We start from the raw sequence: 14,417 nt of genomic DNA, 5'->3' as shown, positions 1-14,417 counted from the left end.
CCTGTTCGTCAGACAAAGACGAAATCACTGCTGTGGATCGACGCCCCGTTGGTGAATTCGATCAGGTCGCTGATCGAACCATTGCTGGAACTCACACGCCAATGCGTGGCATCGACCTGCTCGAACGTCGCCCCGCTGCCATAGCCGGAGAAATAGAGCATGTCACCGACGCCAGCCCCGGCGCCGTTGAAATCGACGACCTTGTCACCGCCGGCCTGACCGGCTGTGAAATAAAAGCTGTCGTTATCGGCGCCGCCGCTCAGCGTGTCCGCGCCCGCGCCACCATAGAGGCGATCCTGGCCACTGCCGCCCTTCAGATTGTCGTCACCGGCACCGCCCTGGACATTGTCGGCGGCCGCCGAGCCGATGAAGACATCGTTGCCGGCGCCGAGGTCGATCTGGCGCTGGTTGATGAAGGCGGTGACACCCCGGATGTCGAAGCGATCGTTACCGCTGGTGCCGTTCAGGCTGTAACTGGCGAAATCAATCGTCTCGACCGAGGCAGCCGTGCCCAGGGTCAGACTGGAGACCTCCGCTGAAGCGGCAAGGCGCAGTTTGTCCGCCCCCGCGCCGCCGTTGAACGTGTCGACACCCGGGGCGCCGCTGATCAGGAAGGTGTCGTTGCCGTCGCCGCCGATCAGCGTGTCGTTGCCCGCTCCGCCATCCAGAATGTCGTTGCCGAGACCGCCGTTCAGCGTATCGGCGCCATCCCCACCGTCGACATCGTCGGCGATGGCGGAGCCGATGAACTGGTCATCGCCATTGCCGAGGTCGATCGTCCGCTGGTTGACGAAGCCGGTGATGCCGCTGATGTCGAAGACGTCGTTGCCGGTGGTGCCGCTCAGATAATAACTGCCGAAATCGAGCAGCTCGACCGAGGCATCGACACCGATGGTCAGGCTCTGCGCCGACACCGAGGCGGAAAGACGGACCCTGTCCAGACCGTCGCCACCGTTGAAAACATCGGCACCCGGGTTGCCGTTGATGACCAGGATGTCGTCACCGGCGCCGCCGTTCAGCGTATCGTTCCCTGCCCCGCCATTCAGAATGTCATTGCCGAGACCGCCGTTCAACGTGTCGACGCCGTCGCCGCCATAGACATCGTCATTGGTGGCCGAGCCGATGAACGTGTCGTTGCCGTTGCCGAGGTCGATCGTGCGCTGGTTGGAGAAGGACTGAATCCCCGACAGGTCGACCGTGTCGGCCTGGGTGGTGCCGCTGAAATAATAGTTGCCGAAGTCGAAGATCTCGACGGAATCGGCGGTGCCGACGGTAAAGCTCTGGGCCGACACCGATCCGGACAGATAGATGCGGTCCATGCCGTCACCGCCGTTGAACGTGTCCGCTCCCGGCGTGCCGTTGATCACGAAAGTGTCGTTGCCGGCTTCGCCAAACAGCTGGTCGTTGCCAAGACCGCCGGCCAGCACATCGTCGCCGGCCCCGCCCTTCAAGGTATCTGCCCCTTCACCACCCGCGACATCGTCGCCAATGGCCGAGCCGATGAAGACATCGTTGCCGGCGCCCAGATCAATCGTGCGCTGGTTATAGAAGGAGGCGACACCGCTGAGGTCGAAGCGATCGCCCCCCGTGGTACCGTTGAGGTAATAGTTGCCGAAATCGAGCACTTCGACCGAGGCCGTGGTGCCGATCGTCAGCTTTTGCGCGGTCACCGTGCCAGTCAACCGAACCCGGTCGAAACCATTGCCGCCGCTGAAAGTGTCCGCGCCGGAAACGCCGTTGATCAGGAAGGTGTCGTCGCCGTCCTGGCCATAGAGCTTGTCGTCACCGGCGCCCCCGGCCAGGAAATCGTCACCCGTGCCGCCCTTCAGGGTGTCGTTGCCATTGCCACCATAGACATCGTCGGCCGTCTTGCTGCCGACGAAACTGTCATTGCCGTCGCCGAGGTCGATCGTGCGCTGGTTGGCGAAGGCGCTGATGCCGGACAGGTCGATGCGGTCGGCCCCGGTGGTGCCGCTGAAGTAATAGCTGTTGAAATCGAAAATTTCGACCGAAGACGCCGCATTGATCGTGAAGATATTGGCCGTCACCGACCCGGACAGGATCACACGGTCGAGGCCGGCGCCGCCGTCGTACAGATCAGTGCCCGGCACGCCGTTAATTTCGAGGAAATCGTCACCAGCACCACCGTGGAGTTCATCGTTGCCGAGGCCGCCGTTCAGATGATCGTCGCCGGCTTCGCCATTGAGGACATCGTCCCCGTCGCCACCATACACATTGTCGGCAAGGGCCGAACCGGTGAATGTATCGCCGCCGGCCCCGAGGTCGATCGTGCGCTGGTCGACAAAACTGGAAATGCCGCGCAGGTCGAAGCTATCGGCCCCGCTGGTGCCATTGAGCGAGTAGCCGTTGAAATCAAGGATCTCGACGAGATTGGCCGTGGTGACCGCGAAATTCTGGGCATAGACCGTGCCCGTCAGCATGATCTGATCGCTGCCGGCACCGCCATCGAAGCTTTCGTTCCCCAGAGTGCCATAGATCTGGAAGGTGTCGTCGCCGTCCCCCCCCACCAGCGTGTCGTCGCCCGCGTCGCCGCTCAGCACGTCGTTGCCCGCGCCGCCCTGCAGCGTGTCGTTGCCGTCACCGCCTTCGACATAATCGTCGGTCAGAGAACCGGTCAGCGTGTCGTTCCCGGCCCCGAGGTTGATCCACTCCGTGTTCAGATAGCCGGTGACGCCGCCGAGATCGAAAATATTGGCGTCGGCATTGCCCCGCAGCATGTAGCCGTTGAAATCAAGGACCTCGATGCTCGCCCCGGCGCCGATATTGAGGAAAGCGAACTGGGTGCTCGTCGCCAGCCTCAGCGTGTCGATGCCAGCCCCGCCATTGAGCGTGACTGTGCCCGTGAAGGACTTGAGCACGAAAACATCATCCCCGCCGAGACCGTTATACTGATCGTACGTCGTGGTGACGTTGATGATTTCGCTATCGTTGGTGCCGTTATACGTCGCCATTTCGCCTGCCCCGCTCGAATAAAAACAGATGACGCGCGGGAAAATAGCACGAAACAATGAAATTTCGCGTGACGTCCGTCACACCGATGACCGCCCGGCCAGCGACAACGCCTGCCGCCGCTTCCGCCGCTCACTGCCCGGCCATGCGCTCCCGCCAGCGTTTCACGTTGCGGTTATGCGCATCGAGGGTGGCGGCGAAGGCATGACCACCCGTGCCGTCGGCGACGAAATAGAGGTCGTCGGTCGCCAGCGGATTGACCGCTGCGCGCAGGGAATCCCGGCCGGGGCTGGCGATCGGGCCGGGTGGCAGGCCCGGGATCGTATAGGTGTTGTATGCGGTCGGCGCGGTCAGGTCGCCGCGCGACAGCTCGCGGCCGAGGCGGCCGCTGCCCCGCGTGATGCCATAGATCACCGTCGGGTCGGACTGCAACCTCATGCCCTTGCGCAGGCGGTTGACGAAGACGCCAGCGATATGGCGCCTCTCCCGGTCGAGGGCCGTTTCCTTCTCGATGATCGAGGCGAGAACGAGGGCTTCCTCGGGCGTCGAGAAGGGCAAGTCGGCGCTGCGCGCGGCCCAGGCGGCGGCCAGTTCCTCGGTCATCGCGGCCCGCATCCGGTCGATCATGGCCGAACGGTTCTCGCCCCGCGTGAAATTATAGGTCTCGGGCAGCAGGCTGCCCTCGGGCGGGGTCGGCGGCAGACTGCCGGTCAGGGCCGCGGTATCGCCGACCAGGGTCATGATCTCGGCGACGGCCATGCCCTCGGGCACGGTCAGGCGATGCACGACGACCTTGCCGTCGCGCAGCAGGCGCACGATGGCGAGGGCGCTGGCGCCCGGCGGGATTTCATATTCGCCGGCCTGCAGCGGCCGCTCGTCGCCCGGGGCGATGCTGGCCGCCAACAACCAGTAGCGCGAGCGCACCGCGCCTGCCGTCTCGAGGATCGCGCCGATGCCTTCGACACCGGTACCACGCTCGATCACCACCGTCACCGGCTCCACCGAAGGGCCGGCACGCTGCATTTCGTAATAGAGATAAAGGACGGCCGCCCCCGCGAGGAGGGCGAGCCCGAAAATGCCCGACAGAAGGGCGCGCAGCATGGAAGTGCGCGCCCGTCGGTCAGTCGACTCTGGTCATGACCAGAGACGCATTGGTGCCGCCGAAGCCGAAGGAATTCGACAGGGCGGCGCGGATTTCCCGCTTCTTCGGCGTATGGGGCACCAGGTCGATGCCCTCTACCGTGTCGGCCGGATTGTCGAGGTTCAGGGTCGCGGGCGCGACCTGATCGCGCATGGCGAGCAGGCAGAAGATCGCCTCGACCGAACCGGCGGCGCCGAGCAGGTGACCGATCGACGACTTGGTCGACGACATGGACACCGCGCCAGCGGCATTGCCGAACAGGCGCTTGACCGCGCCGAACTCGATCACGTCGGCCATGGTCGACGTGCCATGGGCATTGACGTAATCAATGTCGGACGGCTGCAGCCCGGCGCGTTTCAGCGCCGCCTGCATCGAGCGGAAGCCGCCATCGCCGTCCTCGGAAGGCGCGGTGATGTGATAGGCATCGCCCGAAAGGCCATAACCCTTGATCTCGCCATAGATCTTGGCGCCGCGGGCCTTGGCGTGCTCGTATTCCTCGAGCACGACGATGCCGGCGCCCTCGCCCATGACGAAGCCGTCGCGATCCCGGTCCCAGGGCCGCGAGGCCTTGGCCGGATCGTCGCCGAATTCGGAAGACAGGGCGCGCGCGGCGGCGAAGCCGGCGATACCGAGACGGCAGAGCGCCCCTTCGGTGCCACCCGCGACCATGACGTCCGCGTCATCGAGCGCGATCAGGCGAGCGGCATCGCCGATCGCATGGGCGCCGGTCGAACAGGCGGTGACGACCGCGTGGTTCGGCCCCTTGAAACCGTATTTGATCGAGACCTGGCCGGAGGCGAGATTGATCAGACGCCCGGGAATGAAGAACGGGCTGATACGGCGCGGGCCCTTCTCCTGCATCAGGATGGCGGCTTCGGCGATGCCGTTCAGGCCGCCGATACCGGAGCCGATGAGCACGCCGGTGCGCAATGCCTCTTCCGCCGAGGGGGCTTCCCAACCGGCATCCTGCACGGCCTGGGAGGCGGCGGCGACGGCAAAGATGATGAAGTCATCTACCTTGCGCTGTTCCTTCGGCTCCATCCACTGGTCGGGATTGAAGGTGCCGTCGGTCCCGTCGCCGCGCGGCACATTGGCCGCGTATTTGGTCGACAGGTCGGAAACATCGAAGGCGGTGATGGGCCGGATGCCCGACTGGCCGGCGAGAAGACGGGTCCACGTCTCCTCGACCCCGCACGACAGCGGGGTGACCAGGCCGAGTCCGGTGACGACGACGCGCCTCATGGGAGGTCTGCGCGCGACTGTGCGGGATACGTCGCCTGGATCAGGCGACGTTCTCCTGGATGAAGGAGATCGCGTCCTTGACCGTCTGGATCTTTTCAGCGGCCGAATCCGGGATTTCCACGCCGAATTCTTCTTCGAAGGCCATGACCAGCTCAACCTGGTCGAGCGAGTCCGCGCCCAGATCGTCGATGAAGGAAGCGGTCTCGACCACCTTGTCCTCGTCGACGCCGAGGTGCTCGACGACGATCTTCTTTACGCGCTCGGCAATATCGCTCATTCCATTTCCCCTGCTCTAAACGCGGCGCCTAGACGCCAGTCTGTTGATGCCCCGAAGCAGCTGGCTTCCCGATGCCGCCAGACCGTGGCGGTCCCGGCTGCCAGGCCGCGACCGGCGCGTTTCCTTCCGGCAACCGACGGCTGGCTTCGTAACATAATCGCACGACCATTGCCAGCGCCGCCACCGGGCGGATTCCCGCGCCTTTTCGGGTCAAATCATGGCCATGCCGCCATTCACATGGAGGGTCTGGCCGGTGATGTACCCGGCTTCGCCCGAAGCGAGGAAGGCGACTGCCGCCGCCACGTCCTCGGGCTTGCCGAATCGATTGGCCGGAATCTTGGCCAGTGTCGCTTCCTTGATCTTGTCGTTCAGCACATCGGTCATCGCCGTGGCGATGAAACCGGGCGCGACGCAGTTCACCGTGACGTTGCGCGTCGCGATTTCCTGCGCCAGCGACTTGGTCATGCCGACGAGCCCCGCCTTCGAGGCAGCATAATTGGCCTGCCCCGCGTTGCCCATGGTGCCGACGACCGAGGTAACGGAAATGATGCGGCCGTAGCGCCGGCGCATCATGCCGCGGGAGACCGCGCGGGTGAGGCGGAAGGCGCCGGTCAGGTTGACCGCGATCACCTCGTCCCACATCTCGTCCGACAGGCGCATGAACAGCATGTCGCGGGTCAGGCCGGCGTTGTTCACCAGGATGTCGACCTGGCCGAGGGCGCTTTCGGCCTTCTCGGCCAGGGCCTCGACCTCTGCCGCGTCGCCGAGTTCGCCCGGCAGCACCGCTACGCGCTCGCCGCCGAGTTCGGCCGCCAGCGATTCGAGCGCCTCGACCTTGCGGCCGGACAGACCGACCTTGGCCCCCGCGCCGTGGAGCGCGCGGGCGATGGCCGCGCCGATGCCACCCGAAGCGCCGGTGACGAGGGCCGCCTTGCCGGAAAGATCGAACATGGCTGGATCCTTCAAAGGGTCTTGAGGAAAGCTTCGACTTCGGCCGGGGTGCCGACGGTGGCCCCCGTCAGATCCTTGTCGATGCGCTTGACGAGGCCGGTCAGCACCTTGCCGGCGCCGACCTCATAGAGATTGTGCACGCCATCGGCCTTCAGCCGCAGCACGGATTCGCGCCAGCGCACCGCGCCGGTGACCTGCCGGATCAGCAGGCCCTTGATTTCTTCCGGGTCGCTGACCGGGCCGGCCGTCACATTGGCGACTATGGGCACCGACGGCGGCCGGATCACGATCCGGTCGAGGGCATCGCGCATCACGTCGGCGGCGGGCTGCATCAGGTCGCAGTGGAAGGGCGCGCTGACCGAAAGCGGCATCACCCGCTTGGCGCCGCGCGTCAGGGCGAGGGCCCCGGCCCGCTCCAGCGCCGCCTTGTGACCGGAAATCACCACCTGCGCGCCGCCATTGTCGTTGGCGGCAGCGACGAATTCCTGCGCCGTCGAAACTTCGGCCGCGACCGCCTGGGCCGCGTCGAACTCCATGCCCAGCAGCACGGCCATGCCGCCAACCCCGACGGGCACCGCCTGCTGCATGGCGCGGCCGCGGATGCGCAGGGCGCGCGCCGTGTCGGCGATGGACAGCGCCCCCGCCGCGCAGAGCGCCGAATATTCGCCGAGGCTGTGACCACAGGCAAAATCGACGATGTCCGAGAATGTCTTGCCCGATTCCGTCTCGATCACCCGCCAGACCGCGAGGCTGACCGCCATGAGCGCCGGCTGGGTGTTCTCGGTCAGGTTCAGTTCCTCGATGGGGCCGGAAAAGCACAGGGCCGAGAGTTTCTGACCCAGCGTGTCGTCGATTTCCTGGAACACCTCGCGGGCGACCGGAAAGGCATCGTGGATTTCCCGTCCCATGCCGACCGACTGCGATCCCTGGCCGGGAAAGGTGAAAGCGCGATGCATGAGGTCGAACCCGTATCCTGTGGTCTGCTGCGCCGGGTGTTTGCCCGTGACGGCCGTCTCTGTCAAGGAAGTGTACCGCCAGGACCGTGCCATCGCGCCGGGATGAAGGTAAAAGAATCCGGTCGATGCCTTCCGATCCATCCTTTTCGCCCGCCCTGAAGCCGATGCGTCTATCGTTTGACTTCGCCGACGGGCTTGGCTACACAGGCGCCTCTGATACGGAGTCGTGGCCGAGCGGCTGAAGGCGGCGGTTTGCTAAACCGTTATAGGGGCTTAAACCCCTATCGAGGGTTCGAATCCCTCCGACTCCGCCAGAGCCTCCTCGACAGCCAGTGCCTCGGCGCCGCCGATAAAGCCCCGATCGGGGCTTTTTTCGTTGAGGCCCCAAGCGATTCAGGGTCACGCGCTCAGGGCGTGATGGCGGGCTCGAACCGTCCGTGCCACGAACTGCCGCCGGCCAGTGGCAGCATCATATAGATCGCCATGGCCATCCATTGCCTGTTGTGGATCACCAGAGCACCATCGGGCGCCCGCCACAGCACGATATCCTCGCCGCCGACCCCGACCCAGTCCTTCGAGTTGGAAGGGCCCGTGGCTTCGTGCTTCAGCTGGCCCTGCTCGCAGACGAAATTCAGATCGAAAGGCGGCACGCCCGAGCCGATCTGATCGACCCGCAGCACGCTTTCTCCCGGCCGCCATTCGAGCGCCACGACATCGACCTCCGCCGGCTTTTTATAGTCGTCCCGCGCGCCGTCGACGACACCGGGCTGAAGCACGAAGACCAGAGGGACTGTCGGCGGCTGCCCGACGGACGAGGCCGAGGTGCCCTTGGCGTGGTAGCGCAGACTGATCCAGCCGCAACCCTCGTCAGACTCTTCCGGCGCCCATTCCTTGGGGAGGGTATCGCTGGTACAGGCGCCGCAGCCCAGCGCCAGCGCGGCGACGAAAACCGTTCGCCGTGAAGACTTCTTCTGCCGCCGCATGATCGGACTCCCTTGAGCGCCCCCTCAATGTCGTCGCGCGGTGACGTCCGTTCAATCCCCGCTTGAACTGGCGACCCGGACGACAGAAGCCCCACCTTCACGGCCGGGCCGCATGACTGGAAATGCAACCGATCAATGGCAACGAAACAATCTCGGATTGACAAAAACCGGCCAAAATGTTCTTGCTATGTTCCATAAAACTGAGGCTGCTGAATGACCGCCGATACCCGATGGAACGAGGCCTTCGAGGTCACGGCTTTAATGACTGGTTGATGGGGCTGATCCGTCAGCGGTGCGGCGGTAATCCAGTCAGATGGCGAATGATTCCTTCGGGTGACCTTATGTCCAAGGAGCAGCAGATGGTCATGTTTTGGCCCACCATCGAAGGCCTCGATGCCGCGCTGGACCATGGCCGAAGCAGCAAGGATTTTACCGCCGCGCTGAAGATTTGCGAGGAGCATTGCCGCAAACATCCGCAGGACGCGGTGGGCTTCGCCGCGCGCAGCAGGGTCTTTACCTATATGCGAATGCCGGCGCGTGCCCTTGCCGATCTCGATCTCTCGATGGCGCTGCAGGGCTATGATTTCGTCAGCGACTTCGCGCAACGCGCAGCGTTGCAGATGGCGCTGGAGCGATGGCCGGACGCGATCCAGTCCTGGCTGACGGCTATCTCGATGGACGAGGAAGGCTGGTTCGAGACCTACGCCAACCTGCAACTGGCGGATTGCTACATCGCCATCGGGGACCTGGACGCGGCGGAACGCGAATGCGCCAAGGCTTCCCCAACACCCCCGCTGCCGGCCTGCCGGCCGGGCCGGCTCTATGTCTCGGCGGCGATCCTGCTCGAAGACATCACGCGTTTGCGCGGCGGCGCGACACAAGGATAAACCCTGTCCCGTCAGGGCATGGCCTTTTCGAGAATATCAGCCATCCTGGCGCGCCCATCCTCGCCCAAAGCCTTGAACCTCGCGACGGCGCCCGGATCGAGACGGAGCGTGACCGCCTCCTTCGCGTTGTCCAGCCGGGGGGCGCCCGCGCGACCTCTGGATGCTGACTTAAAGCTCCGGCAAGGCCTCCCTGAAAGGCTTACCCTGCTTCAACTGTTCGTCGGTCAGCTCGGGAGCATCCGGATCGCTGGCGATCATCTTCTGGATTTCCGCTTCCTCCGCATCGCCAAGCGGGTGCTTTGATGAGAATTTCTCGCGCATCAGAAGCCCCTTTCCTTTCGGCTGGCCGGCCGCATCGAAATGACCGAAATCGCCTGCGAAACGGACAGCAGCGCCTGCCTATCAGTGCCTTACCATTGGCGGCCCGAACGCAATGGCGACCCCGGCAGGGCTCGAACCTGCGACATCCCGCTTAGAAGGCGGGTGCTCTATCCAGCTGAGCTACGGGGCCGCGGGGGCGCCTCGGGGCGAGGCGCTGAAATCGCGGGAAGGGCGCGCGGGGTGCGCGCCGGATGCTTAGCGGACCTTGTCGAAGCGGAAATTGTCCGCGTAGGTCTTGATCTTCAGGGGGAAGGGCTTCGGCTCCTGCACCTCGAAGGGGATGCGGTGCTTCTCGCAATAGGCGATGGCGGCTTCCTTGCTCTCGAAGGTCAGGCGCACTTCACCGTTCATGTCGGTCGTGCCGGTCCAGCCCATCAGCGGGTCGAGACGGCGGATCGCCTCCGGCTCGAAATCGAGAACCCAGCGGCGGCTGTTCGCCTTGCCCGACTGCATCGCGTTCTTGGTCGGCAGATAGATCCGGGCCTGCATCCCTGTGTGCTCCGTCTGGTGGCGCCGAAGTCGCTTGCGCCTACTATTCCGTAACGGCCGAGAACATGGTCTGATCCCGCCGCTTTCGTCAACTGTTGCCCACGCTTCGGGCTTTCGTCCATGGTCGCATGAGCTTCGCTGCAACGCCAACCGAACTCGTCGTCGCAGGCCTCGCCCTGGTCGCGCTTGTGCTCGGCCTCGCCGCCCTTCTGCGCGGGCGGGGCGGTGGCGCGGCCCGGCTCGACGTGATCGAAGCGGGGCAAGCCCGGCTGGAGCGGGCCCTGCGCGAGGAAATGGCGCAGAATCGGCGCGAGGCCGGCGCCGGCCTGCAGAGTTTCGGCGACGCGCTGGAGCGGCGCTTCGACAGGCTGGCCGCCGATTCGGCCGCGAAGCTGGAAGAAATGCGCCGCACCGTCGACGAGAAGCTGCAGGGCACGCTCGAAGCCCGACTCGGCGAATCCTTCCGTCAGGTCTCGGAGCGGCTGGAGGCGGTGCATCGCGGCCTCGGCGAGATGCAGAGCCTCGCCGCCGGGGTCGGCGATCTGAAGCGGGTGCTGGGCAATGTGAAGGCGCGCGGCATCTGGGGCGAGATGCAGCTCGAGGCGCTGCTCGGCCAGATCCTGACACCGGACCAGTTCCTGACCAATGTCGCGACGAAGCCGGGCAGCGCCGAGCGGGTGGAATTCGCCATCCGCCTGCCCGGCCACGACAAGGACATGGAAGTCCTGCTGCCGATCGACGCCAAATTCCCGCGCGAGGACTACGAACGCCTGCTCGACGCCGCCGACCGCGCCGACGCGGAGGCGGTCGAGAGCGCGGCGAAGGCGCTGGAGACGCGGCTGAAAGCCTTCGCCCGCGATATCGGCGAGAAATATCTGAACCCGCCGCGCACCACCGATTTCGCCATCATGTTCCTGCCGACCGAGGGGCTTTACGCCGAGGCCCTGCGCCGGCCCGGCCTGATCGACCTGCTGCAGCGCGATTTCCGCGTCATTCCGGCGGGGCCGACCACGCTGGCCGCCCTGCTGAACAGTTTGCAGATGGGGTTCCGCACCCTCGCCATCGAGCAGCGATCGAGCGAGGTCTGGCAATTGCTGGGCGCGGTGAAGACCGAATTCGCCCGCTATGGCGAAGTGCTGGACAAGGTCCAGAAGAAACTGGCGGAGGCGAGCAGCCAGATCGACAAGGTCGCGGTGCGCCGCCGCGCCATCGACCGCCAGCTGCGTCAGGTCGAAGGCCTCGATCCCGTCGCGGCCGCCCGCCTGATCGAGCTTGAAATCGCCACACCGGACGCCGAGGAGGATTAGTTCGCCATGGGACGCATCATCGTCGTCGCCGCCCTGATCACGCTCGCCGTCGTCGGCGCCGCCTGGATCGGCACGCTGACCGAGAAGGTGCAGAAGCGGCTGGGCCGCCCGGCGCCACGCAAGGCCCCGGCGACACGGGCCGCCCGTGTGCGCAATGTCTTCATCGGCATCGCCATCCTGCTGGCGCTGATCCTCGCGGGCTTCCTGATCCAGTCGCCATCCGGCAGCTGACAGCTGACAGCTGGCCGCCGCCTTCGCCCAAAGTAGGGGAGGCAAAGCGCCGCAGCCAACCTTAGACTGATCCCATGTTGCGAAGAGGGGCGCGCAAGCCCCCGTCGGGAAGGGACAGCCATGGTATCGGCCCTCATCCGTCTGATCGACGGCGTGAACGAGAAAATCGGCAAGGCCGCGGCCTGGGCGATCCTCGCGGCGATCCTCGTTTCCGCCATCAACGCCATCGTCCGCAAACTGTTCGGCACCTCGTCCAACGCCTGGCTGGAGCTGCAATGGTACCTGTTCGGGGCGACCTTCATGCTCGCCGCGTCCTGGACCCTGAAGAGTAACGAGCACATCCGCATCGACATCGTCTCCAGCCGCCTGCCGAAGCGCTGGCGCGACGGCATCGACGTGTTCTGCCACATCGTCTTCCTGCTGCCCTTCGCCGGGTTGATGGTCTGGCTCTGCGTACCCTATGCCCTCAATTCCTTCGCCTCGGGCGAAGTGTCGAGCAGCGCGGGCGGCCTTGCGCTGTGGCCGGCCAAGGGCCTGATCGCCGCCGGTTTCATCCTGTTGTTCCTGCAGGCGCTGAGCGAACTCGCCAAGCGGGTGCTGATCATGGCCGGGCTTCGCCCGGACGATGCGCCCGGGGGCGGCCATGCCGCCGCCCTGCCCCCCGATACCGTCCCCCAGGACCACTGACCGCCGCCCCGCACCGGATCGAGGAGCTTCCGCCTTGGCAGAGCTGATCGCCCAGAACCTCGCCCCCGTCATGTTCGCGGCGCTGGTCTTCTTCCTCCTGCTCGGCTATCCGGTCGCCTTCTCGCTGGCGGCCAACGGGCTGATCTTCTTCACCCTCGCGGTCGAACTCGCGCCCTATGCGCCGGATACGATCACCCTGTCCTGGCCGCTGCTGCAGGCGCTGCCCGACCGGGTGCTGGGCACCATGTCGAACGAGGTGCTGCTGGCGGTTCCCTTCTTCACCTTCATGGGCCTCATCCTCGAGCGGTCGGGCATGGCCGAGGACCTGCTGGACACCATCGGCCAGCTGTTCGGCACGATCCGGGGCGGCCTTGCCTATGCCGTCGTCTTCGTCGGCGCGCTGCTGGCGGCCACGACCGGCGTCGTCGCCGCCTCGGTCATTTCCATGGGCCTGATCTCGCTGCCGATCATGCTGCGCTATGGCTATGACCGGCGCATCGCCTCGGGTGTCATCGCCGCCTCGGGCACGCTCGCGCAGATCATTCCGCCGTCCCTCGTCCTCATCGTCATGGCCGACCAGCTGGGCCGCTCGGTCGGCGACATGTATGAGGGGGCCTTCCTGCCCGGCATCATTCTGGCCGGGTCCTATGCCGCCTTCATTTTCGTCGCCAGCCTGTTCTTCCCCAAGATCGCCCCCGGCCTGCCAGCCGAGGCCATCGGCCATCACGAACCGTCGGGCGCCCGCGGCGTCTGGCAGCTGGGGGTGTTGCTGGCCTATTCGGCCGTCGTCGCCTGGTGGGTGATGAGCCAGACCGGGGTGAAGGCCGGGGCCGATTTCGTCATCCTGTGCATCTGCATCGCGACGGTGGTCGCGCTGATCGCCGCGGTGATGAACCGTTTCCTCGGCGCGCGCCGGCTGATCGCCAACGCCGTGCTGACCGTCGCCGTGGCCGGGATCTATCTCTATCTCAAGCAGGATGGCGAAGGGACCGCCGCCCTTCTGATGGAAATGCTGGCGGCGGGTGCGCTCTATGGCTTCGTCGCCGGCCTTCTCGAGCGGCTGTCGGGTTTCCGCCTGGTGTCCGCCATGGCGCAGCAGGTCACCTTCGTCATGGTGCCGCCGCTCCTCCTCATTTTCCTCGTGCTCGGCACCATCTTCATCGGCGTCGCCACTCCGACCGAGGGCGGCGCCATGGGTGCGCTCGGCGCGCTGATCCTGTCGGCGGGCAAGCGGATCGCCGACCGCAACCCGAAACGTTTCAACCGCGAAATCCTGATCCAGGCGACGATGTCGACGGCGAAACTGTCCGCCTTCGTGCTGTTCATCCTGATCGGGGCGCGGGTGTTCTCCCTCACCTTCTACGGCGTCAACGGCCATGTCTGGGTCGAACACCTGCTGACCAGCCTGCCGGGCGGCGAGATCGGCTTCCTCGTCGCGGTGAACCTGCTCGTCTTCGTGCTCGCCTTCTTCCTCGATTATTTCGAGCTGGCCTTCATTATCATTCCGCTGCTGGCACCGGTCGCCAACGCCATGGGCATCGACCTGATCTGGTTCGGTGTGATGCTGGCGATCAACATGCAGACCTCGTTCATGCATCCGCCCTTCGGCTTCGCGCTGTTCTTCCTGCGCTCGGTCGCGCCGAAGGAGCCCTATGCCGACCGGGTGACGGGACGGCAGATGGCCCCCGTGACCTCGGGCCAGATCTATTGGGGCGCCCTGCCCTTCCTGTTCATCCAGCTGGCCATGGTCGCCGTGGTGATCGCCTTCCCGGGCCTCGTCACCCATTACAAGGCGGGCGCGGTCACGGTCGATCCGACCGCCGTGCAGAGCACCTTCGATCAATTGCAGATACCGGGCGGCGAACAGGACGAGGGCCTGCCCGGGCTTCAGGGGCTGGGCAACTGACCGGCACCC

Annotated in this window: 14 protein-coding genes, 2 tRNA genes and 1 pseudogene; 6 read left to right on the top strand and 11 right to left on the bottom strand. The window is 65.4% G+C overall.

From position 1 onward, the window contains the following. Positions 1 to 8 precede the first annotated feature (8 nt). The 6 genes from DKG74_RS11165 to fabD form a co-directional block, all read right to left on the bottom strand. On the bottom strand, positions 9 to 2,972 hold the full coding sequence (locus DKG74_RS11165; protein WP_109905708.1) for a beta strand repeat-containing protein: 2,964 nt from the start codon (positions 2,970 to 2,972) through the stop codon (positions 9 to 11). A 130-nt stretch (positions 2,973 to 3,102) separates the two neighbouring features. Further along, positions 3,103 to 4,071, bottom strand: a complete 969-nt coding sequence (mltG, locus tag DKG74_RS11160) for an endolytic transglycosylase MltG (RefSeq protein ID WP_207779324.1) — start codon at positions 4,069 to 4,071, stop codon at positions 3,103 to 3,105. A 19-nt stretch (positions 4,072 to 4,090) separates the two neighbouring features. Continuing rightward, positions 4,091 to 5,353, bottom strand: coding sequence for a beta-ketoacyl-ACP synthase II (fabF, locus tag DKG74_RS11155; RefSeq protein ID WP_109905706.1), 1,263 nt, complete (start codon positions 5,351 to 5,353; stop codon positions 4,091 to 4,093). A gap of 40 nt (positions 5,354 to 5,393) precedes the next feature. Beyond that, positions 5,394 to 5,630 (bottom strand): acyl carrier protein, encoded by a 237-nt coding sequence (locus DKG74_RS11150; RefSeq protein ID WP_109905704.1) that lies wholly within the window; start codon positions 5,628 to 5,630, stop codon positions 5,394 to 5,396. 210 nt (positions 5,631 to 5,840) lie between these two features. Continuing rightward, entirely contained in the window at positions 5,841 to 6,581 is a 741-nt protein-coding gene (fabG, locus tag DKG74_RS11145) for a 3-oxoacyl-[acyl-carrier-protein] reductase (protein WP_109905701.1), read from the bottom strand. 11 nt (positions 6,582 to 6,592) lie between these two features. Further along, positions 6,593 to 7,537, bottom strand: a complete 945-nt coding sequence (gene fabD, locus DKG74_RS11140) for an ACP S-malonyltransferase (protein WP_109905699.1) — start codon at positions 7,535 to 7,537, stop codon at positions 6,593 to 6,595. 220 nt (positions 7,538 to 7,757) lie between these two features. Between fabD and DKG74_RS11135 the strand changes: the two genes are divergently transcribed. Beyond that, a tRNA-Ser gene (locus DKG74_RS11135) sits at positions 7,758 to 7,851 on the top strand. A 93-nt stretch (positions 7,852 to 7,944) separates the two neighbouring features. Here DKG74_RS11135 and DKG74_RS11130 read toward each other — a convergent pair. Then, on the bottom strand, positions 7,945 to 8,520 hold the full coding sequence (locus DKG74_RS11130; protein ID WP_109905697.1) for a hypothetical protein: 576 nt from the start codon (positions 8,518 to 8,520) through the stop codon (positions 7,945 to 7,947). A 359-nt stretch (positions 8,521 to 8,879) separates the two neighbouring features. Between DKG74_RS11130 and DKG74_RS11125 the strand changes: the two genes are divergently transcribed. Next, on the top strand, positions 8,880 to 9,407 hold the full coding sequence (locus tag DKG74_RS11125; RefSeq protein WP_133251565.1) for a tetratricopeptide repeat protein: 528 nt from the start codon (positions 8,880 to 8,882) through the stop codon (positions 9,405 to 9,407). An 11-nt stretch (positions 9,408 to 9,418) separates the two neighbouring features. On the opposite strand, the pseudogene DKG74_RS22510 reads toward DKG74_RS11125, so the two are convergent. The 4 genes and pseudogenes from DKG74_RS22510 to DKG74_RS11110 all read right to left on the bottom strand — a co-directional run. Beyond that, positions 9,419 to 9,559 (bottom strand): annotated as a pseudogene (locus DKG74_RS22510) (BrnA antitoxin family protein); the annotation flags it as partial. 16 nt (positions 9,560 to 9,575) lie between these two features. Continuing rightward, positions 9,576 to 9,728, bottom strand: coding sequence for a hypothetical protein (locus DKG74_RS22050; RefSeq protein WP_207779323.1), 153 nt, complete (start codon positions 9,726 to 9,728; stop codon positions 9,576 to 9,578). A gap of 113 nt (positions 9,729 to 9,841) precedes the next feature. Continuing rightward, positions 9,842 to 9,918 (bottom strand) — tRNA-Arg (locus DKG74_RS11115). 65 nt (positions 9,919 to 9,983) lie between these two features. Continuing rightward, complete coding sequence (locus DKG74_RS11110) at positions 9,984 to 10,277, bottom strand: ETC complex I subunit (RefSeq protein ID WP_109905693.1); 294 nt, start codon at positions 10,275 to 10,277, stop codon at positions 9,984 to 9,986. A 128-nt stretch (positions 10,278 to 10,405) separates the two neighbouring features. Between DKG74_RS11110 and DKG74_RS11105 the strand changes: the two genes are divergently transcribed. The 4 genes from DKG74_RS11105 to DKG74_RS11090 all read left to right on the top strand — a co-directional run bounded on the left by DKG74_RS11105 (position 10,406) and on the right by DKG74_RS11090 (position 14,408). Beyond that, positions 10,406 to 11,584: a DNA recombination protein RmuC gene (locus DKG74_RS11105; RefSeq protein ID WP_109905691.1), complete on the top strand. Its 1,179-nt coding sequence runs from the start codon at positions 10,406 to 10,408 to the stop codon at positions 11,582 to 11,584. Between the two features lie 6 nt (positions 11,585 to 11,590). Next, positions 11,591 to 11,815 (top strand): hypothetical protein, encoded by a 225-nt coding sequence (locus tag DKG74_RS11100; RefSeq protein WP_109905689.1) that lies wholly within the window; start codon positions 11,591 to 11,593, stop codon positions 11,813 to 11,815. 120 nt (positions 11,816 to 11,935) lie between these two features. Beyond that, positions 11,936 to 12,502, top strand: a complete 567-nt coding sequence (locus tag DKG74_RS11095) for a TRAP transporter small permease subunit (RefSeq protein ID WP_109905687.1) — start codon at positions 11,936 to 11,938, stop codon at positions 12,500 to 12,502. Further along, positions 12,459 to 14,408 carry a TRAP transporter large permease gene (locus DKG74_RS11090; protein ID WP_109905776.1) on the top strand — a complete coding sequence of 650 codons (1,950 nt, stop codon included), beginning with the start codon at positions 12,459 to 12,461 and terminating at the stop codon, positions 14,406 to 14,408. The genes DKG74_RS11095 and DKG74_RS11090 overlap by 44 nt, the downstream gene beginning before the upstream one ends. The last annotated feature ends 9 nt before the right edge of the window (positions 14,409 to 14,417 follow it).

This window comes from Zavarzinia aquatilis, assembly GCF_003173035.1.
GTDB lineage: Bacteria > Pseudomonadota > Alphaproteobacteria > Zavarziniales > Zavarziniaceae > Zavarzinia > Zavarzinia aquatilis.
The sequence above is the reverse complement of the archived record's forward strand: the minus strand, read 5'-3'. Positions and strand labels throughout refer to the sequence as shown.

Bases quoted from the DNA above. Each gene is read 5' to 3' on its own strand.
- DKG74_RS11165 (WP_109905708.1), bottom strand. From the start codon at position 2,972: ATGGCGACGTATAACGGCACCAACGATAGCGAAATCATCAACGTCACC.
- mltG (WP_207779324.1), bottom strand. From the start codon at position 4,071: ATGCTGCGCGCCCTTCTGTCGGGCATTTTCGGGCTCGCCCTCCTCGCG.
- fabF (WP_109905706.1), bottom strand. From the start codon at position 5,353: ATGAGGCGCGTCGTCGTCACCGGACTCGGCCTGGTCACCCCGCTGTCG.
- DKG74_RS11150 (WP_109905704.1), bottom strand. From the start codon at position 5,630: ATGAGCGATATTGCCGAGCGCGTAAAGAAGATCGTCGTCGAGCACCTC.
- fabG (WP_109905701.1), bottom strand. From the start codon at position 6,581: ATGTTCGATCTTTCCGGCAAGGCGGCCCTCGTCACCGGCGCTTCGGGT.
- fabD (WP_109905699.1), bottom strand. From the start codon at position 7,537: ATGCATCGCGCTTTCACCTTTCCCGGCCAGGGATCGCAGTCGGTCGGC.
- DKG74_RS11130 (WP_109905697.1), bottom strand. From the start codon at position 8,520: ATGCGGCGGCAGAAGAAGTCTTCACGGCGAACGGTTTTCGTCGCCGCG.
- DKG74_RS11125 (WP_133251565.1), top strand. From the start codon at position 8,880: ATGGTCATGTTTTGGCCCACCATCGAAGGCCTCGATGCCGCGCTGGAC.
- DKG74_RS22050 (WP_207779323.1), bottom strand. From the start codon at position 9,728: ATGCGCGAGAAATTCTCATCAAAGCACCCGCTTGGCGATGCGGAGGAA.
- DKG74_RS11110 (WP_109905693.1), bottom strand. From the start codon at position 10,277: ATGCAGGCCCGGATCTATCTGCCGACCAAGAACGCGATGCAGTCGGGC.
- DKG74_RS11105 (WP_109905691.1), top strand. From the start codon at position 10,406: ATGAGCTTCGCTGCAACGCCAACCGAACTCGTCGTCGCAGGCCTCGCC.
- DKG74_RS11100 (WP_109905689.1), top strand. From the start codon at position 11,591: ATGGGACGCATCATCGTCGTCGCCGCCCTGATCACGCTCGCCGTCGTC.
- DKG74_RS11095 (WP_109905687.1), top strand. From the start codon at position 11,936: ATGGTATCGGCCCTCATCCGTCTGATCGACGGCGTGAACGAGAAAATC.
- DKG74_RS11090 (WP_109905776.1), top strand. From the start codon at position 12,459: ATGCCGCCGCCCTGCCCCCCGATACCGTCCCCCAGGACCACTGACCGC.